General features: G+C 62.4%; 20 protein-coding genes and 1 pseudogene. 9 read left to right on the top strand and 12 right to left on the bottom strand.

Annotated features, from left to right (window positions below; all coding sequences use genetic code 11):
* Positions 1 to 7 precede the first annotated feature (7 nt).
* Positions 8 to 748 carry an ATP-binding cassette domain-containing protein gene (locus NKG95_RS04440; protein ID WP_023675804.1) on the bottom strand — a complete coding sequence of 247 codons (741 nt, stop codon included), beginning with the start codon at positions 746 to 748 and terminating at the stop codon, positions 8 to 10.
* Between the two features lie 427 nt (positions 749 to 1,175).
* On the opposite strand from NKG95_RS04440, the gene NKG95_RS04435 reads away from it, so the two are divergent.
* Positions 1,176 to 2,165 (top strand): sugar-binding protein, encoded by a 990-nt coding sequence (locus NKG95_RS04435; protein ID WP_353040039.1) that lies wholly within the window; start codon positions 1,176 to 1,178, stop codon positions 2,163 to 2,165.
* Between the two features lie 147 nt (positions 2,166 to 2,312).
* Entirely contained in the window at positions 2,313 to 3,092 is a 780-nt protein-coding gene (locus NKG95_RS04430) for a FadR/GntR family transcriptional regulator (RefSeq protein WP_023721256.1), read from the top strand.
* Positions 3,093 to 3,577: 485 nt separating this feature from the next.
* Here NKG95_RS04430 and NKG95_RS04425 read toward each other — a convergent pair whose 3' ends face one another.
* Positions 3,578 to 4,516 (bottom strand): NAD(P)-dependent oxidoreductase, encoded by a 939-nt coding sequence (locus NKG95_RS04425; protein ID WP_353040038.1) that lies wholly within the window; start codon positions 4,514 to 4,516, stop codon positions 3,578 to 3,580.
* 146 nt (positions 4,517 to 4,662) lie between these two features.
* Between NKG95_RS04425 and NKG95_RS04420 the strand changes: the two genes are divergently transcribed.
* A complete protein-coding gene (locus NKG95_RS04420; RefSeq protein WP_352815682.1) occupies positions 4,663 to 5,559 on the top strand; it encodes an NAD-dependent epimerase/dehydratase family protein in 897 nt (298 codons plus the stop codon).
* Between the two features lie 101 nt (positions 5,560 to 5,660).
* Here the strand turns inward: NKG95_RS04420 and NKG95_RS04415 are convergent, their stop codons facing one another.
* Entirely contained in the window at positions 5,661 to 6,065 is a 405-nt protein-coding gene (locus NKG95_RS04415) for a VOC family protein (protein ID WP_352815684.1), read from the bottom strand.
* Positions 6,066 to 6,173: 108 nt separating this feature from the next.
* Here NKG95_RS04415 and NKG95_RS04410 point away from each other — a divergent pair, with 108 nt between their 5' ends.
* Positions 6,174 to 6,656 carry a MarR family winged helix-turn-helix transcriptional regulator gene (locus NKG95_RS04410; RefSeq protein WP_352815686.1) on the top strand — a complete coding sequence of 161 codons (483 nt, stop codon included), beginning with the start codon at positions 6,174 to 6,176 and terminating at the stop codon, positions 6,654 to 6,656.
* Between the two features lie 61 nt (positions 6,657 to 6,717).
* Here NKG95_RS04410 and NKG95_RS04405 read toward each other — a convergent pair whose 3' ends face one another.
* A complete protein-coding gene (locus tag NKG95_RS04405; protein ID WP_353040037.1) occupies positions 6,718 to 7,014 on the bottom strand; it encodes a hypothetical protein in 297 nt (98 codons plus the stop codon).
* Positions 7,015 to 7,147: 133 nt separating this feature from the next.
* Between NKG95_RS04405 and NKG95_RS04400 the strand changes: the two are divergent.
* Positions 7,148 to 7,252 (top strand): annotated as a pseudogene (locus NKG95_RS04400) (IS5/IS1182 family transposase); the annotation flags it as partial.
* A 74-nt stretch (positions 7,253 to 7,326) separates the two neighbouring features.
* On the opposite strand, the gene NKG95_RS04395 reads toward NKG95_RS04400, so the two are convergent.
* From NKG95_RS04395 to NKG95_RS04385, 3 genes are all read right to left on the bottom strand, one after another.
* On the bottom strand, positions 7,327 to 7,815 hold the full coding sequence (locus NKG95_RS04395) for a nucleoside deaminase (protein ID WP_353040036.1): 489 nt from the start codon (positions 7,813 to 7,815) through the stop codon (positions 7,327 to 7,329).
* Between the two features lie 169 nt (positions 7,816 to 7,984).
* On the bottom strand, positions 7,985 to 8,842 hold the full coding sequence (locus NKG95_RS04390) for an EamA family transporter (protein ID WP_353040035.1): 858 nt from the start codon (positions 8,840 to 8,842) through the stop codon (positions 7,985 to 7,987).
* A complete protein-coding gene (locus NKG95_RS04385) occupies positions 8,839 to 9,453 on the bottom strand; it encodes a nitroreductase family protein (RefSeq protein WP_352788592.1) in 615 nt (204 codons plus the stop codon). Before NKG95_RS04385 ends, NKG95_RS04390 begins: the two co-directional genes overlap by 4 nt.
* A 110-nt stretch (positions 9,454 to 9,563) precedes the next feature.
* Here NKG95_RS04385 and NKG95_RS04380 point away from each other — a divergent pair, with 110 nt between their 5' ends.
* Complete coding sequence (locus tag NKG95_RS04380; protein ID WP_352481571.1) at positions 9,564 to 10,565, top strand: LysR family transcriptional regulator; 1,002 nt, start codon at positions 9,564 to 9,566, stop codon at positions 10,563 to 10,565.
* Between the two features lie 30 nt (positions 10,566 to 10,595).
* A complete protein-coding gene (locus NKG95_RS04375; RefSeq protein WP_353040034.1) occupies positions 10,596 to 11,369 on the top strand; it encodes a FadR/GntR family transcriptional regulator in 774 nt (257 codons plus the stop codon).
* A gap of 27 nt (positions 11,370 to 11,396) precedes the next feature.
* On the opposite strand, the gene NKG95_RS04370 is transcribed toward NKG95_RS04375, so the two are convergent.
* The 5 genes from NKG95_RS04370 to NKG95_RS04350 form a co-directional block, all read right to left on the bottom strand.
* On the bottom strand, positions 11,397 to 12,503 hold the full coding sequence (locus NKG95_RS04370) for a Gfo/Idh/MocA family protein (protein ID WP_353040033.1): 1,107 nt from the start codon (positions 12,501 to 12,503) through the stop codon (positions 11,397 to 11,399).
* A 32-nt stretch (positions 12,504 to 12,535) separates the two neighbouring features.
* Entirely contained in the window at positions 12,536 to 13,348 is an 813-nt protein-coding gene (locus NKG95_RS04365; protein ID WP_353021083.1) for an ATP-binding cassette domain-containing protein, read from the bottom strand.
* 14 nt (positions 13,349 to 13,362) lie between these two features.
* Positions 13,363 to 14,478 carry an ABC transporter permease gene (locus NKG95_RS04360; protein WP_352547088.1) on the bottom strand — a complete coding sequence of 372 codons (1,116 nt, stop codon included), beginning with the start codon at positions 14,476 to 14,478 and terminating at the stop codon, positions 13,363 to 13,365.
* A 148-nt stretch (positions 14,479 to 14,626) separates the two neighbouring features.
* A complete protein-coding gene (locus tag NKG95_RS04355) occupies positions 14,627 to 15,595 on the bottom strand; it encodes a rhizopine catabolism ABC transporter substrate-binding protein (protein ID WP_023721243.1) in 969 nt (322 codons plus the stop codon).
* A gap of 67 nt (positions 15,596 to 15,662) precedes the next feature.
* Positions 15,663 to 16,637: a polysaccharide deacetylase family protein gene (locus NKG95_RS04350; protein WP_353040032.1), complete on the bottom strand. Its 975-nt coding sequence runs from the start codon at positions 16,635 to 16,637 to the stop codon at positions 15,663 to 15,665.
* A gap of 364 nt (positions 16,638 to 17,001) precedes the next feature.
* On the opposite strand from NKG95_RS04350, the gene NKG95_RS04345 reads away from it, so the two are divergent.
* Positions 17,002 to 18,246 (top strand): DegT/DnrJ/EryC1/StrS family aminotransferase, encoded by a 1,245-nt coding sequence (locus tag NKG95_RS04345; RefSeq protein WP_023721241.1) that lies wholly within the window; start codon positions 17,002 to 17,004, stop codon positions 18,244 to 18,246.
* Positions 18,247 to 18,416: 170 nt separating this feature from the next.
* Positions 18,417 to 18,860: an SRPBCC family protein gene (locus NKG95_RS04340; protein WP_352481566.1), complete on the top strand. Its 444-nt coding sequence runs from the start codon at positions 18,417 to 18,419 to the stop codon at positions 18,858 to 18,860.
* The last annotated feature ends 43 nt before the right edge of the window (positions 18,861 to 18,903 follow it).

Below are 18,903 nucleotides of genomic sequence, written 5' to 3'. Positions count from 1 at the left end.
GCGTCAATCATACCTGTTCGATAGCGCCGGTGATGAGCCCGGTGACTTCTTCCGGCGAACTCGATGCGATCGTCTTGTCGGCGACCTTGCGGCCGCGACGCATGACGATGACGCGGTCGGCGACGTCAAAGACGTCGGGCATGCGGTGGCTGATCAGCACGACGGCGATGCCCTGGTCGCGCAAATGGCGGATCAGGTTCAATACCTCGGCGACCTGGCGGACCGAGATCGCCGCCGTCGGCTCGTCCATCAGCACGATCTTGGCCTGCGAAAGCATGGTGCGGGCGATCGCCACCGCTTGCCGCTGGCCGCCCGACATCTGTTTGACCAGGTCGCGCGGGCGGGTTTCGGATTTCAGCTCGGCGAAGATCTGGCCGGCACGCTTGTACATTGCGGCATAGTCGAGGATGCGAAGCGGCCCGAGGCCGCGGCGCAATTCACGGCCGAGATAGACGTTGGCGGCGGCCGTCAGATTGTTGCACAGTGCCAGGTCCTGATGGACGATTTCGATGCCGTGCTGGCGCGCCTCGACCGGCTTGTGCAGGATCAGCTCCTTGCCGTCCATCTGCATCGTGCCATGGCTCGGTGGGAAATTGCCGGCGATCATCTTGACCAGCGTCGACTTGCCGGCGCCGTTGTCGCCCATCAGGCCGACAACCTGTCCGGCCTCGATCGACAACGAAACGTCGTTGACCGCCTGGATGGCGCCAAAATGCTTCGAGATGTTGGTGAGTTCGAGAACCGCCACCAGCCTTCTTGCCTCCCCGTGCTTTGCGGCCTGCGGTTCTGCCGCGGCCTTTCGCTCTCCCCAGTTCCTCCCGGAAGCAGCGATTTTGCCCATTTACGCATAAGCCACCTTGGCGTCAACCACGGCTTCTTTCGAAAAATCAGTTTTGTAGGACAAATAGCATTGACGTCGGTGACAAGGCGATATTAGCTAAGTGTCGGAGGAGCTTGCGCCGATCCCCCGGGTTGCCGGAAGGAATCGGTGAAGGTTTGTCGGTCAGGGATTTGGTAACCAGCAGTATCTGTCGGTGCCGGTCTGAGACTGAATATGAAAATGCTTATCGACCTGGCTTGGCGACACGAGTGCGACGTCCTCTGTCATCTTGCTCCGGGTCGATCTGTGTGTGGCGGGCACGCGGTGTCCGTTTGTTTCAAAAGGGAGGACTGACATGAGGAAATCACTATTGCTCGCTGCCGCCGCCATCATGGCGTTGGGTGCCGGGCCGGCTATGGCCAAGAAACAGCTCGTCATCGTCGTGAAGGGTCTCGACAATCCATTCTTCGAGGCCATCCACCAGGGTTGCGAGAAATGGAACAAGGAAAACGCCAGCTCGGAATATGAGTGCTTCTACACCGGACCGGCATCGACCTCGGACGAAGCCGGTGAAGCCCAGATCGTCCAGGACATGCTGAGCAAGCCCGACACTGTGGCGATGGCGATTTCGCCATCGAACGCGCCGCTGATCGCGCAGACGATCAAAAGCGCCAATCCGTCGATCCCGATCATGACCCTCGACGCCGACCTCAGCAAGGAAGATGCGGCGCTGCGCAAGACCTACCTCGGCACCGACAATTACCTGATGGGTCACAAGATCGGCGAATACATCAAGAAGGCCAAGCCGAATGGTGGCAAGATCTGCACCATCGAAGGCAATCCGGCTGCCGACAACATCCTGCGCCGCGCGCAGGGCATGCGTGACGCGCTTTCGGGCAAGGAAGGCCTCGCGGCGCTGGCGGGCGAAGGCGGCTGGACGGAAGTTGCCGGCTGCCCGGTGTTCACCAATGACGACGGCGCCAAGGGCGTGCAGGCGATGACCGACATCCTCGCTGCCAATCCCGATCTCGACGCTTTCGGCATCATGGGCGGCTGGCCGCTGTTCGGCGCTCCGCAGCCCTACCGCGACCTTTTCAAGCCGATGGCCGACAAGATCGCCAGCAACGCCTTCGTCATCGGCGCCGCCGACACGATCGGCGACGAGGTGGCGATTGCCCGTGACGGGCTGGTGACCGCGCTGGTTGGCCAGCGGCCGTTCGAGATGGGCTACAAGGCGCCCTCGGTGATGATCGACCTGGTCGAAGGCAAGCCGGTCGCCGATCCGGTGTTCACCGGCCTCGACGAATGCACCAAGGACACTGTCGACACCTGCATCCAGAAGTAGGTTCGCAGTTTCGGGGCGCCCTTCGACGGGCGCCCCGTCACAGACCGTCCATACGAACGCACGAGGCGACGCTGCTTTGGAGCGTAGGCCGCTGCTTTGTCGTGTCCTGAGTTCAGGCTTTCGACAAGCAGCTGCCGGGGAATACGAATGCCGGACGCGACATCAAAAAAGCGACCCGCCAAGTTGAAGGCCGAGGCTGAACGGCCGGCCGGCGTTCGGCGTGCCGACGCCGCACACTTTCCCGGCTCGAGTGTGCACGCCTCGCTGGCCAACGAAATCGGGCTGAGGATCGTGCGCGGCGATTATCCGCCGGGAACCATCCTGCCCAACGAGGCCAAATGGTCGGAGACCTTCGACGTCAGCCGCTCGGCGGTGCGCGAAGCCATAAAAATGCTGATGGCGAAAAGCTTGCTTGCGTCGCGCCCGAAGATCGGCAGTTGGGTCGAGCCTAAGGAGCGCTGGAACCTGCTCGATCGCGATGTGCTGGCCTGGTACGCGACCTCGCCGGACCGCGAGGTGTTTCTCAGGACGGTGCAGGAATTCCGCCACATCATCGAGCCGGAGGCCAGCGCCTTTGCCGCGATGCGGCGCACCGACGAGCAGATGGCCGAGATCAGCCAGGCCTGTCGCGAAATGGGCGAAGCGACCAACCTGCAGGAGCGAACGCGCGCCGACACGCGGTTCCACCTCGCCATCCTGCGCGCCTCGGGCAACGATCTGCTGGTGCCGCTCGGCGTGCTGATCGAATCGGCGCTCGATCACCTCTTTGTTTTCGTCACACGCGAAACCAGCGACCAGCGTCGGGCGCAGGCACTGCACGAGGCGATCGAGAAGAACATCCGCCTGCAGCGGCCCGCCGCAGCCCGTGCCGCGGTGCACAGGCTTCTCGCCAACACCGACGATGTTATCGGGCGGTCGCGGCGGTGATGGTTGCACCAGGGCTGGCATTGCTCCGAACGATTGCAAAACTCGGCATTCCTTCGCGCCCCTCTCTGTCCTGCCGGACATCTCCCCCACGAGGGGGGAGATTGGATGCCACTTCGGCTTTCGCTAATCATCAACGTTAGGCAATGAGGGCGGCGACCTCGGATGGACCAGGGATTCGGACTTTTTTACCGCCGCAGCGTATTTTGTTCTTGCTTTGTGCCGGCAACTATGCTACTAATTTTGGCTATGGTGCTGATTGGCGCCGACGACCCGCCCACCGAGGCGGGTTTTTTGTTTCTGGCTTTGAAATTGCAGTGTTGCCGATCTGAGGTCTGAGGGACAGCACCCCCCTCTGCCCTGCCGGGCATCTCCCCCGCAAGGGGGGAGATTGGCAGCTTCGCCGACGGCGCTTATTCCTGTTGAAGTGCTCGGTAGGGCGATGCCGGGCAGCACCAGCCTTGATCAAACACCAAGATTCGAGGCCTTCAGATCGTCTGCTTCTTGCCATCCCTGGTCGGCATCAGGTCGACGCCGTTGACCTTGCCGATATGCGTGGCCAGCATCGGCACATATTGGTCGGCGGGGCCGGCCGTGAAGGCGCCGGCGAAGGCGTTTTTGGTGGCGTTGCCGAGTGGGTTGGCGATGCCGGCAGCACCCGCCATCGATTCGAGATAGGTGAGATCCTTGAAGGCGTTGGCGATGCTGAATTTGTGCGCGTCGCGGTCGCCTTCCAGCGTCCAGCGCATGAAGGTCTGGTAGAAGCCGCAATCCATGCGGCCGTTGCGGATGACGCTGTCGAAGCGCGGCGGCGAGATGCCGACCTTCTGCGCCAGCGCCAGCGCCTCGGAATAGATCGCAGCGTAGCCGAGCGAAATGAAGTTGTTGAGCAGCTTCATGCGATGGCCGTCACCGGTGTCGCCGATATGGACGATGCGCCCGGCCCAGGTGTCGAGCACCGGCTTCAGCCGGGCAAAGACCGCGTCGGGCGCGCCGACCATGGCATCGAGCGTGCCTTCCCAGGCCTCCTTCGGCGTGCGGCTGAGCGGGGCATCGACATAATCGACGCCGAGCGCCTTGAGTTCGGCGGCCAGCGCCACCGTCGAGACAGGATCCGAGGTCGAGCAGTCGACGACAACCGATCCCTGCTTCAGGCCTTCCTTGAGGCCGCCTGGGCCGCGGATGATGGCTTCGACCTCGCGCGAGCCGGTGACGCAGATGAAGACGATATCGGACGCCACCGCCACGTCGCGCGAGCTCGCCACTTCCTTGGCGCCGCGGCCGAGCAGGTCTTCGGCAGGCGTGCGGTTCTTGCGGCCGAGAAAAGTCAACGGATAGCCTTTGTCGACGATGTTCTTCGCTATGCCGTGCCCCATCAGGCCAAGCCCGATGAAGCCGATCTTTTCGCTCGCGGCGGTCGTGTTCATGTCGTTTCGTCCTATTTGCAATGATGGATGACGGCGCTGCACCTTGCCGGCGAATTGTTGAAGCGGGTTTTTGCCGCATGCCATTGGCAGGCGATTGCAGAGTTCGATATTGTCTGACAATACACGTGAATTCCAGGGAGAGCAAAATGACGAAGCGGATCATGTTCACCGGCGGCAGCGGCAAGGCCGGGCGCCACGTCGTGCAATATCTGGTCGAGCAGGGCTGCCAGGTGCTCAACATCGACACCAAGCCGCTCGACAATCCCAAGGTGCGCACGCTGATCACCGACATCACCGACAGCGGGCAGGTGTTCAACGCGCTGTCGAGCTATATCGGCCTGCATGAATTCGATCCGTCGCTGCGTTCGCAGCCGGTCGATGCCGTGGTGCATTTCGCGGCCATCCCGCGCATCATGATCACGCCCGACAACGAGGTGTTCCGCATCAACGCGCTCGGCACCTACAATGTCATCGAGGCCGCAGTGAAGCTCGGTATCCGCAAGGTGGTGATCGCATCCAGCGAGACGACCTACGGCCTGGTCTTCGCCAACGAACCGCGCGATCCGACGCATTTCCCGCTCGATGAGGAGTACGACGTCGATCCGATGGACAGCTATGCGCTGTCCAAGGTCGTCAACGAGAAGACCGCGCGGGCGTTTGCACAACGCGATGGCACCGACATCTATGCCTTGCGCATCGGCAACGTCATCGAGCCGCATGAATATTCGCTGTTTCCGAAATGGTTCGCCGATCCGGGTTTCCGCAAGCGCATCGCCTGGAGCTATATCGACGCGCGCGACCTCGGCCAGATCACGCTGCGCGCCATCGAAAAGGATGGGCTCGGCTATCAGGTGTTCAACGCCGCCAATGACGACACCTCGTCCGACCTGCCGACAGCCGAACTGCTGAAGCGGTTTTATCCCGATGTGCCGGTCGAGGGCGAACTTGGCGAATACGAGACGCTGCTCTCCAACCGCAAGGCACGCGACATGCTCGGCTTCCGGCCGGAACACAGCTGGCGGAAATATGTCAAGACGAGCTGACGGAGGCAGCTGACGCGGAGCCGGCACTGGGCCAGCCCGCAATTGCTGGTCATGAGGCTGGGCTCAGGACCCGCTACGATCGATGCGCCCACACCCTACGTTCAGGCGTTCGCCGTCTGGTTCATCCAGACTATTTCCCAGACGTAGCCATCTGGGTCTTCAATGTGGCGGTTATACATGAAGCCAAGATCCTGCGCCGGGTTGGGATCGGCGCGACCGCCCGCCGCAACCGCGCTGGTCAGTGTTGCATCGACGGCGTCGCGGTTATCGACAGTGAGGACGATCATTGCCTGGCTGTCGCGCCGTGCGTCGCCGATTGGGCGTGTGGTGAATTCGCGGTAGTGGTCATGGGTCAGCAGCATCACCCCGATCGTGTCCGAGAACATGAGCGAGGTGGATTTTTCGCCAGAAAACTGCGGGTTCACAGTGCCGCCTAGCGCCACGTAGAACGCCGTCGACGCCGACAGGTCACGGACAGGCAGGTTCACGAAAATCATTTTGGGCATCGATTTCTCCTTCTCCAGGGGCGCGCGCTGAGTTATTATCTCGCTGCGATGTAAGTAGATGCAATGTATCTTGATTGCAAGATACATTTTGCCAAGGGAACATTTGCCATGGATCGCGCCGAGGCCGCAGCTAAGGAGTGGGCCCGCGAGCGCCCCGATCTTCCGTTGCTGCCTGTTGAAACGGTAGGTCGTCTGCTTGATGCCGCCGCGCGGGTTATCCGCGATCACATGAACCCGTTGCTCAAAGACGCAGGGCTGAATGTAGGTGAGTTTGATGTGCTCACGCCGCTCAGGCGCGCCGGTGAACCCTATATGCTCTCACCCACTCAGCTCTACGAATCGGCAATGATCTCCTCGGGCGGCATGACGAGCCGCCTGGACCGGCTGGAGCGCGCCGGGCTGGTTGAACGACGCCCCGATCCCGACGACCGGCGCGGCAAGCAAATTGCGCTGACGACTGGCGGCAAGCGCGCGATCGACGATTTGATTGGTCCAATGGTGGCGCTGGAAGAGCAATTAATCTCCGTGCTGACGCCGGCGGAGCAGGAAACTCTTAATGCTCTACTTAAGAAATTGCTCACCGGCCTCTAAGCCGTAAACTCATAAATGCGGTATGACCGTGATGGGTGGGAAGCAGAGTAAAGGGGTTGGCTTAGCCCTTCACGCCCCATTTTAGTTGGCTGGCATCGACGACGTCTGATCCCATATGCTCAACGAAAAAGTCTCGTATCCTCTGGCGATGCCGATCCCACCTGGGAGACATTCGTTCACTTTCATTCTCATATTCAGCTAGAAATACCCATTCCACGAATTGATCCGCTGTAACATCACCGGCTTGAGGAATAAAATCGGTGACATGCATGAACTTGTCGCCGTGCCTTCCTCCACAATAGCCATGACCAACACAGACCGCGTGCATGAGCGAGTCGAATCTATTCTTTGCTTTCATGGAACATGCGCGATGGTGAAGCGGGATGCCTACGCGCGCGGCGGCAACATATCCTTGTTGGGCGTAGGTCCGCAATGGGGTCGTTTTCCGACCAGGACTTTCATATTGCGGAGGAATCTGATTCAGGCTCAGCATGAGCCGATATGATCTGACCGACATCGGATGGCCCGTGATCGAGCCGCTGTTGCCCAACAAGCCGCGAGGGGTGCCGCGCGTCGATGATCGGCGGGTGCTAAACGACATGAGTCTACGTCCTAGGTCGTAGTCCACGTCAGCAGTCGCCTCTGCCTCTGCATCAACGAGTCCTGAACCCTACTTGTCTTTCCAGAATTCGGCCTGGAGTTGCGCCGCTTCATCGGCAAGCAGCGGACCGACGACTTCAGTCGGACGCTGCCCAGCTTCGAAGACGATCCTGCAGGGCAGGTTGAGTGTAGGATTCTCGACATGTGCACCCGTCGATGCCTTGAGGTCATGTTCGCTCTGGCCAAAGACGACCCGTCCGATGCCCGCCCAATAGATTGTGCCGGAGCACATCGCGCAAGGTTCGGCCGAAGTGTAGAGTGTGCAGGAGGCCAGCTTTTCGAGACTGAAATTCATCCCCGCCCATGAGGCCAGCAGCCTTTCGGCATGAGCGGTGCGGTCGCCCCCGCCGGCTTTGTAAGCGTTGGGCTGCTCGCGCAAAACATTGCCGTCCTTGTCAGCGAGGAGCGAACCAAAGGGATGTTCGCCGGCATCGCGGGCCTTGCGCGCGACTTCGAACGCCTGACGGAGCAGGCGCTCATCATAGGGGCGTTGTGGCATCGGCGGATCCTCCGGCTATGCCGCTGGACCATAGTGCCGAACAATCCGCCGACACAAGTCGGCGGCCTAAAACGCGTCGCGTTCGACCGGCCTCATGCTACGCGCTTCAGGTTCTTGTTTTGATGCATGTCGTATCGCAAACCCGCTGCACACTTTTGAGCGACATGCATCAGGACTCGTTGCCGGTGGGCCGTTGAGCCAGCCAGATGCTGCCGATGACGAAAACGACGCCGGCGATTTGAGGCAAGGTCAGTGTCTGATCCAGGAATACCCATCCAAGCAGCACGGCGGTCACCGGGCTGAGGAAAAGCAGCGATGACACCACTGCGGATTCCAGTCGCGCAATGCCCCGGAACCAGAGGACATAGGTCAGCGCCGCGCCGATCAGGCCGAGCCACGCCAGTCCAAGCAGGTTGGTGCCGGTCGGGAGCGGGATGGAAGGCTCGAAAAGCAGCGTCACCGGAACGAGAAGCAGACCACCGGCAGTCAGCTGCCATGCCGTAAAGGTAAGCAGCGATACTGGCGGTTGCCACCTACGGGCCAATACGCTTCCGAAGGCCATGGAGGCCGCCCCGGCGAGGCCGGCGGCAACGCCGACCGCATCGAGCGTCGCGTTCGGGGTCAGCACCAGCAATGCAACACCGGCGATCCCGACAAGGGCAGCGACGATCGCTAACGGTCGGACAGGGCTGGCAAGCAGGGCAGCGGCAAGGAAAATCACGATCAACGGCTGGACCGACAGCACCGTCGCGGCGACCCCGCCCGGAAGCCGGTAGGCGGCGACAAACAACATGCTCAGGAAGATCGAGATGTTGAGGGCTCCGAGGACGAAACTGCGCAGCCACCAGATGCCCGTTGGCAGTTGCCGAACGATCGCCAGCAGCAGCAATCCGGCGGGCAAGGCACGCAGCATTGCGACCGTCATCGGCGAAAAGTTGGGCAGGAACTGGGTGGTGACGATATAGGTGCTGCCCCATATCGCGGGTGCAATGGCTGTCAGCAACAGATCGAAACGGCGCGTTTTCATAAGATTTCCAGTACTTCGGCAAGAGGGCGGCGCGGCTTTTGCGGCCAGTTGCCGGGCGCGGCGCGGCCGACCGCGATGAGCATCACCGGCACTTCATTCAGTCCAAGGCCAAACTCGCGGGCCACGCCTTCGGCATCGAAGCCTCCCATCGGACCAGCGACGAGCCCCAGCGCTTCGGCTGCAAAAATCAGCGTTGCAGCGCCAAGCGTTGCCGAGCGCACCGCTTCGTCGCGGGCTGCCCGAGGATCGGCATATTGTGCGCGGGCGCCTTCCTGCCAGCCCGAAGCCATATCCGCCGGCATGAAGCCGGCTTGCACGAAAGGATGCAGCCTTGCTGTGAGGGCAGCGTGGTCGGGCAATACGCCGCAGACGATGAAGGTGACCGCTGCTTCCTGCACCTTGGCCTGGCCATGGGCCACGCTGCGCAACCGCGCCTTTGCTTCCGGCGTCCGCACGGCGATGAACCGCCAGTTCTGAAGGTTGTAGGCGGTTGGCGCGCGGGTTGCGAGACGTGCCAGTTCCTCGACCTCGGCATCCGTCAATGCGTACGAGGCATCGAACCGATTGGCCGACATGCGTCGCTCGATAAGGGAGATTGTGGGGTTGGTCATCATATCATTCCGAAATTGAGAAAGTTGTTCGGGAAGCAGATATGGAATTTACCAACAGACGATAATATGTGACAATTGAAAGACATTGTTTACTGGGAGAGAATGGTGCAGTGGATCGCCTGACTGCGTTGCAGGTTTTCCGTCATGTGGCGGAACTGAACAGCTTTGCCGAAGCCGGACGGCGGCTCGGTCTCTCGCCTCCCGCGATCAGCAAGAACATCGCCGAGCTGGAGGCGCATCTGGGGGTGCGGCTCATCAACCGGACGACGCGGCGGATGGCCCTGACCGAAGAAGGCAGGATCTATCTGGAGCATGTCACGCAGGGGCTCGATGCGCTGGCCAGGGCCGACCAGGTCCTCGGCCCGATCAAGACGGCGCCGAGCGGCACGTTGCGGGTCAGCGCGCCGATGACTGTCACGTTGACGCGGCTTTCGGCTGCCATTCCCGCGTTTCTATCGCGCTATCCCGATTTGAAACTCGACCTGCATCTTGATGACAGGCGCGTCGATATCGTGCGGGAGGGATTTGACCTTGCCATTCGCGGCAGCGACAATCTCGAGGATTCCAGCCTGGTCGCCAGAAAGCTTGCGGTCATGCCGCACGTGCTTTGTGCAGCTCCTGCCTACTTCGAGCAGCACGGCCGGCCTCAAACGCCTGCCGATTTGAAGGCGGCCAACTGCATCCGGTTCAGCCTCTCGGGGCATGCGGACATATGGGAATTCCGCAAGGACGGCCGCAGCGAGCGGATCGCCATCGACGGACGATATTCGGTCTCCTCGAGCCTCGCCGTGCGCGATGCGCTGCGCGCCGGCTTCGGCGTCAGCCTGATCCCCTATCCCTATGTCGAAAGCGACCTGAAAGCAGGCCGGCTGCAATCGGCTCTGGATGACTGGGACAAGGTCGAAACCACACTCTACGCGGTCTATCCGGCACGGCAGCATCTTGCCCCGAAAATCCGCGTCTTCCTTGATTTCCTGATCGAGGAATTCAGTCGGGACAAAGAGAAGCCGTTCGTGCCTCCCCGGCGTGAACGCCCGGCAAAGCGCGGTGTCGGCGAGGCGACGGATACGGAAAATCAAACCGAGATATTGCCGTCGATTTCATCTCCTTGACACGCCTCCAAATCCGGACTTTGTGGAGCTATGCAGGACGCGAAGCCGGATAAGGGAAAGACAGCGGCCGAGGCGTTCGCCGAACGCACGAGCGGTATTCGCCGCGCCGATGCGGCGCGCATGCCGGGCTCGAGCGTGCACGCGTCGCTCGCCAACGAGATCGGGCTGAGGATCGTGCGCGGCGACTATCCGCCGGGAACCATCCTGCCCAACGAAGCCAAATGGTCCGAGACCTTCGACGTCAGCCGCTCGGCGGTGCGCGAAGCCATCAAGATGCTGATGGCGAAGAGCCTTTTGTCGTCACGTCCCAAAATCGGCAGCTGGGTCGAGCCGAAGGAGCGCTGGAACCTGCTCGATCGCGATGTGCTGGCCTGGTACGCGACCTCGCCGGACCGCGAGGTGTTCCTCAGGACGGTGCAGGAATTCCGCCACATCATCGAGCCGGAGGCCAGCGCCTTTGCCGCCATGCGGCGCACCGACGAGCAGATGGCCGAGATCAGCCAGGCCTGCCGCGAGATGGGCGAGGCGACCAACCTGCAGGAGCGGACGCGCGCCGACACGCGGTTCCACCTCGCCATCCTGCGCGCCTCGGGCAACGATCTGCTGGTGCCGCTCGGCGTGCTGATCGAATCGGCGTTCGATCATCTGTTCGCTTTTACGACCCGGGAACTCGACGATTTGCAGCATACGCAGAGGCTGCATGAGGCAATCGAGAAGAGCATCCGCCTGCAGCGGCCGGACGCGGCACGCAATGCAGTGCGCAAGCTGCTGGCCAATACCGACGGCGTCATCAAGTCCAGGTAGCCGCCGTTCGGCTCCCGGTTTGAGTGCTCAGTCGAACGGTCCGGTCGCGAGATGCCGCCGGGTCAGCCCGAGCAGCAAGGCCTGATCGCGGGCGGCGTGTTCGGGCGGGTTGACGACGGGGTCGCCATTGACGATCGCCGCCCAGAAGCCACGCATCTCCTCGACGAAGGCTTCCGCGTAGCCGGCGCGCAAATCTTTCTTCGACAGCGTGTGACCGTGCGAGGTCGTCACCGTCAGCCGGGTCGGATGATGGTTGAGCCAGGGCGAGGGGAATTCGAGCTCCAGGCTGGCATCGTCGAAGAACAGCGTGATCCGCTCCTTGTAGTCGGCGAGCTTAGGTACGGTAAGATGGGTCATGGTCCACAGCGCCTGTCCGTCCAGCAGCTTGACGGCGCCCTGGCCGCCGTCGCCATTGGCAAAGATCTGCGCGCCGACGATCTCGCCGTCCGGCACGCCGAGCGCATCGAGCAGGCCGTGAACGGCATTGACATCGTGAATCAAGGCCGAGCTGTAAGCGCCGGTAAATCCACGGAAAGCGAGATCAGTGAAAGGCACGCCAATGGCTTGTTCGACCTGGCGCTTCTGCTTGGCGGCGACAGCGGCGACCATGTCCTTCGGGATATCGGTGCCGCGCCTGTAGGGCAGGTGGGCGATGAACGGCCAGGCGTCGGGATCGTTCACTTCCACCGAGACCGAGCGCAGCGTGCTCGGTGTCCCCGGCAGCGAAGCGAGCGCCAGCCGGTAGCTCGGATCGAAGCGCTTCATGTAGCCGACTTGCATGATTTTCCTGGCGGCATCGCGCGCGGCGACGATCTCGGCGATTTCCGCCAGGGAATAGCAGAGCGGCTTTTCGCAAAAGACATGCAGGCCGCGCGCCAGCGCCGCCAGCACCTGTTCGTGATGCAATGGGTCCGGCGAGCCGATCACTACCGCGTCGAGGCGCTGGTCGAAGAGCTGGTCGATCGTTTCGAAATTGGCGATGCCATGGGTGTCGGTGACGAACTGCCGCGAAATCCTGGAGGGATCGGCGACGCCGACCAGCTCGAACAACTCACCGAGGCGCAGCAGATTGGGAATATGCTCGACCTGCGAGATCATGCCGGCGCCGACGACCCCGACGCGTAACCTGCTCATGCGATCATTCCCCGCAATGTCCGATTGTCAGCTCAAGCCGCCGCAGGCGGCCGGTTGCCGATCTGGGCGAGCAGGCCGGCAATCTCCGCCTCGACCGCCTTCAGATCCTCGCCGCCCGACATGATCGAGATGACCTCGTCGCGCGAGATGTCCGATTTGGCGTAGGTGCCGCGATTGCGGCCGCGGTTGAGCAGCGTGAAGGTGTCGCCGACCGGATAGGCATGGTGGATGTTGTGGCTGATGAAGATCACGGCCAGGCCCCGCATGCGCGCTTCGATGATGAACTTCAGCACCATCGCCGCCTGGTGGACGCCGAGTGCCGAAGTCGGCTCGTCGAGGATCAGCACGCGCGCGCCAAAATGTACGGCGCGGGCGATCGCCACCGACTGGCGCTCGCCGCCCGACAGCGTGCCGACGGCTTGCGTCGGGTCGCGCACATCGATGCCGATATCGGCCATTGCCTGCCTGGCGATAGTGTTGGCGCGCTCCTTGTCGATGCGCGAGAAGGGCAGGCTGCTTTTGGTCGGTTCGCGGCCGAGGAAGAAGTTGCGGGTGATCGACATCAGCGAGATCATGCCGAGGTCCTGGAACACCGTTGCCACGCCGAGCTCCTGCGCGTCGCGCGGGCTGCGGAAGGTGACCGGCTTGCCGTCGACCAGGATTTCGCCTTTGCTCGGCCGGTAGACGCCGGACAGAACCTTGATCAGCGTCGACTTGCCGGCGCCGTTGTCGCCGAGCAGGCAGTGGACCTCGCCCGGATAGACCTTGATGTCGATGTCCTGGAGCGCGCGCACCGAGCCGAAATTGACGCTGACGCCGCGCAGTTCCATTGCGGGTTCGCTCATTTGGGCCCGCTCGGTCATTTGCCACCTCCGCGGCCGAGCGCCTTCAGCCTGATGTAGTTGTTGACCAGCACGGCCATCAGGATGACGATGCCGAGGAAGACCTTGAACCAGTCGGTGTCGATGCCGGTGTAGAAGATGCCCATCTGCACCAGCCCGAAGATCAGCGCGCCGAACAGCACACCATAGACTGTGCCGTAGCCGCCGGTGAGCAGCACGCCGCCGATGACGGCGGCGATGATCGCCTCGAACTCCTTGAGCAGGCCGCGTGTGGTGTCGGCGGAGCCCGCCTCCATCACCTGGATGGTGGCAAGCAGCGTCGCCGCGCAAGCGGTGTAGACGAACAGGCTGATCTTGACGCGATCGACCGGCACGCCGACGTTGCGAGCTGCGATCAGGTCGCCACCGGTGGCGAAGATCCAGTTGCCGTATTTCGTCTGGGTGAGCACGTAGCCGGCCAGCGCCGTCAGGCCAAGCCACCAGACGATCGACATCGGAATGCCGGCGACGAAGGGAATGCCGTCGCTGCGGGTGCCGATCCAGCCTTGCGCGCCCATCCAGTGGAACAGGCCGGTGAGCAGATGGCCGTTGAAAATGCCGGCCGTCGCCGGGTCCGGTACGCCTTCGAGGATGTAGGGAATTTGGGTGCGGCCGGTGACGGCGCGGGTGATGCCGATCGACAGTCCGCGCAGGATATAGAGCGTGGCGAGCGTGACGATGAAGGAGGGCAGGCGCGTCTTCACCACGATCAGGCCGTTGAGATAGCCGGTGAGGATGGCAACGGCGAAGGCACAGGCGATGCCGCCCCATAGCGGCAGGCCCCAGTACTTCACAGTTAGCCCGATGACGACACCGGCAAAGCCGACCATGGAGCCAACCGAAAGGTCGAACTCGCCGGCGATGATGAGAAGTGCTGCTGCCGTGGCGACGATGCCGAGCTCCGCCGACAGCGTCAGGAAGGTCATCGACCCCTGCAGCGAATAGAGGTTCGCCGCGCCCGGCAGCAGCGCAAAGATGATGATCGTCGCAAGCAGCCCGCCGGCAGCACCGGCTTCCGGCCGGCGCAGCCACTGGGTCAGCTTGCCGGTGCTGGCCAGCCGCTCGTCGGCGCCGGCGGCCCGCTTCGACGTCATGCCGAAGCGGTCGGTCGCCTTCAGTTCGCCCGGAGGTATCGCCTTGTCTTCCACGACCGCCATTAGGCTCTCCAATCGCTCAATTCACAATCTTCGAACGGATCGGGAGAGCGCCTGGCGCATTCTCCCGTTCCGTCGGAGTGCTGGCCTAGCGGATGCCCTCTTTGGCGAGGGCCAGGATCGCCTTGGCTTTTTCTGGCGAGTCGATGAACAGCGGCCCGGTATAGGCGTTGTTCTGCGGCCAGAAGCCGTGCGTCGCCTGCTCGACCAGATAGATCACCGGCAGATAGCCCATCAGATATTGCTGGGCATCCATACCGAAGCCCATTTCGCCGGCGACGACAGAGTCGAGGACCTCCGGGCTGATGTCGAAAGTGTAGAGCTTGAGCTTGCCGAACAGTTCCTTGTCGCGGAACATCGGGATCAACGGGTTGGCGGCGGTGGCACCAAGCGCAAAGACAGCTTGCGTGTCGGGATGCGCCGACAGATAGGCTTCGGTGCGGCGCTGGATGTCGGCGGGATCGGGCGCCACGGCCAGAACCTCGGTGCCGCCGCCGGATGGCTTCAGCCCGTCATTGAGGCCCTGGCAGCGCTGGTCGAGGCTGACATTGCCGACCTCGTGGTTGATGCAGACGACCTTGAGCGTGCCTTCCTTGGCCAGCCGCTCGCCGGCCTTCTTGCCGGAATCATATTCGGAAACGGTGCCGACATAGAGCGTGGTGCCGAGCTCGGCGCCTTCCTTCTCGCCGGAATCCAGAACCACCATCGGAATATTGGCGGCAAGCCCGGATTTGACGGATTTGCCGAGTGCATTGGCGTCGGCGATGGAGACCGCGATGCCGTCCGGCTTGGTGGCGATGGCGGCGTCCAGAAGCCGGGCCTGCTCGACCACGTCGAAGACCTGCGGCGCGTAATATTCGACCTTGGCGCCGGTGAGGGCGGCCGCGTCATCGACGCCGCGCTTGACCACCGACCAATAGGGATCGGACGCCGACCCATGCACGACGAACGTGATGTGGACGTCCTTCGGATCCTTGAGGCCCGCGGCATATGCAATGCCTGTCATCAGGCCCGCCGTGACGAAGGCGCCCAATGCCGCTTTCAGAAGAGTTTTCATCTTATTCTCCCATTTGTCGTTGCAGTTCCAATCCCTCTGGCGCCGTTTTCCGGCCGCGACGATCGGCTCACGTCGCGGATCGGGTGGCCGCTTTGCGGGCCTTTGCCGACGTCAATCGCTGTTCGCCCGCGTTGTTGCCGCGGGCTGATGTTGACGATCGCCCGGCCGAGAGTGCTGCGCGAAGCTCCTCGCGCAACGGCTTCATGCCGATGACATCGATCGGCTGTGCGGCGAGCCAGTCGCGAAAGCCCTGGTCGCGGAACAGCTCGTACTCTTCGGTGCGGATATAGGCGGAGCGCGGCTCGATCAGCTCGAGTTCACCGGGCGCGTTGCAATGCAGGCAAAAGAAAGTCAGGCCCTCGCGCACACCCTCGATGAGCGCTTTGTAAACGGGCTCGATCGGCCTGGAGCGCGGCCGGCCCCAGGTCGTCTGGATGGCGGCGTCGAAAATGGCAAAGCCGCCGGCGCGGGCCAGCGCCACGCCGCGCTGGAACGCCTCCTCGGTGACGCCGACCAGATTGTCGTTGGGGGAATAAGCGGACAGGGTCTTGGTCAGCAGCACGGGCAGCTGATATTCGAGCCCGAGCTTGATGTAGATGTCGCAAAATTCGGGCGACAATGCTGCGCCCATATGCGCGTCGAGGTGGGTGACGTCGATGCCGGCGCGATAGGCGGTGTCGATCTGGGCGCGAAGCTCGGCCTCGACCGCCTGCGGCACCGCCTTGCGGCGCGTGGTCGCCACGTCGGGCCATAAGAAGCCGAACTCGTCGGTCAGGCCGGCCGCCCGCGACGGCGCGGTCAGCGGCCGCCATTTGTAGTGCTGTTTCTCGCTGTTCAGCGTCAGGTGGACGCCAAGGTCAAGGCCAGGGTTGGCTGCGGCGCTTTCGGCCATTTCGAGCAACCACGGGCACGGCACCATCACCGCGCCGGAACTGCAGACACCTAGCCCGTTCAATTCGAGAAAGGCGCTGTTGGCGCCGTGGCACATGCCGACATCGTCCTCGTGGAGCACGATCCGTTTGCTGGAGCCGGCGGCGTTCACGAATGTCGGCCTTTCCGCCGGCGCGCCGGTCTCGAGGGTCTTCCAAAGTGTGTCCCGTATTTCATGGAACCAACCGTTTGCCCAACTGGCCGGAATGGAACGCCGAAAGCTGGCTTTCCGACAGGGCCACTTTGGCGAATTCGGATGGGTACGATTTGCCTGCCGGCTGAGACACTTAGCTGCCGATTTCTCCAATCAGGGTTCAAAACCACTCATAGGAACCGTCTTCCGGGCGCAGATGGCTTGGTCGAATAGCGGCGGAGTGGTTCTTCCAAACTGTGCCCACAAGCCTACAGCTGTCCACACCATCAAGCGACCCACATTACCAAGTGACCCAAACTACCAAGTAACTTGGAGGCCTGCCATGTACACCGCCGGCGAAGAGGAAATCGAAGCCATTGCCAGGGTGATCCGCTCGGGCGCGCTGTTTCGTTACGGCAAGGACAGCGAATGCGACCGCTTCGAGGCCCGCTATGCGCAGCATCTTGGCGTCGAGCATTTCGCACTGGCCGCCAGCGGCACCTATGGGCTCGCGGCCGGCCTGATCGGGCTCGGCATCGGTCCGGGGGACGAGGTCCTGGTGCCCGCGCACACCTATATGGCGACAGCGACCGCGGTGCTGTCGGTCGGGGCCATTCCCGTCATCGTCGACATCGACGAGAGCCTGACCATCGATCCCGTCGCCTTGCGCGATGCCATCGGGCCGCGCACCAGGGCGGTCATCCCGGTGCATATGTGGGGCGCGGCCTGCAACATGAATGCGATCATGGACATTGCTGCCAAGCGCGGCTTGCTGGTGCTCGAGGATGTCTGCCAAGGCATCGGCGGCGGCTATGAGGGCCGCAAGCTCGGCTCGATCGGCCATGCCGGCGCCTATTCCTTCAACTACTTCAAGAACATGACCTCGGGCGAGGGCGGCGGCATTGCCACCAGCGACCCGAAAGTGGCGGAGCGGGCGCGCTGCGCCATCGACCCTTGCCATTTCTACTGGCAGGGCAGAAGCGACAGCATCAAACCCTTCGCCGGCATCGGCGCGCGTGCTTCCGAACTGATGGGGGCGATGCTCAACGTCCAACTCGATCGACTGGACGGCATCATCGAGGCGATGCGCGCCGAGAAGAAGATGGTGCTGGCCGGCACCCGCCATCTCGGCAATCTCGGTCTGACACCGTCGCCGATGAACAGCCCGGACGACGATTGCGCCGCACAGGTGATGTACCTACTGCCGAGCGAGCAGGCGGCGCAGACTTTTTCGAAGACCATTCCGAGCGTCGTTGCCGGCAAGACCGGCCGTCACAATTTCACCCAGTGGGACCAGGTGCTGATGCATGAAGGGGCGCATCATCCGGCGCTCAATCCTTATGCATTGCCCGAGAACCAGGGCCTGCGGCTGGATTACGCCGACGACCTCGGCAAGCGCTCGCTCGACATCCTCAATCGCACGGTGATGATCGCCATGAACCCGGCGCATGACGATACCGACATTCAGGACATGATCCACAACATCGACGCGGCGGCGCGGGTGGCGCTGGAAAATGCTTCGCTGGATGATGTCGAATTGCGCAAAGCGGCACCGGTTGATCTGCAGAAGTTCGACAGTGTGAACTAGACCAGTTCCGACGCGGTTTGCTACCCTGCGGCCGAGTTCCTTGTCCGGCGGCCGGGCGAGGATTCCGGCCGGCTTAACCGGTCGTCAAAAAATCCGCAGGCCCGTGTCGGATAGGCCGGGCTCCCGCTCGTCCTAGGGGCATCGATCACCAACCACGGAGGATTAACGATATGCCCGGCACCGTACGTCTGCACCGCGTTCTGACAACCAGCCCGGAGAAAGTCTACCGCGCGTTCCTCGAAGCGGATGCACTTGCGAAATGGCTGCCGCCGAACGGCTTCACCTGCACGGTTCATCACTTCGAGGCGAAAGTCGGCGGTACGTTCAAAATGTCCTTCCGCAACTTCACCACCGGCGACAGCCACTCGTTCGGGGGCGAATATGTCGAGCTCGTGCCCAATGAGCAGCTGCGCTACACCGACCGGTTCGACGACCCCAACCTGCCCGGCGAGATCGAGGTGACCGTGACATTGAAGAAAGTGTCGGTCGGCACCGAAGTGAATATCACGCAGGCCGGTATTCCAGATGCCATCCCGGTTGAGGCCTGCTATCTCGGCTGGCAGGAGTCGCTGCGAAATCTGGCGAAACTCGTCGAACCCGAGATCAAGCAGTAGGGTAAGCGCGCGCGGCTGATCCGTGGGGGCGATCTCTTCGCGC

The organism is Mesorhizobium sp. M1423 (assembly GCF_040317575.1).
Lineage (GTDB): Bacteria > Pseudomonadota > Alphaproteobacteria > Rhizobiales > Rhizobiaceae > Mesorhizobium.
The sequence above is the reverse complement of the archived record's forward strand: the minus strand, read 5'-3'. Positions and strand labels throughout refer to the sequence as shown.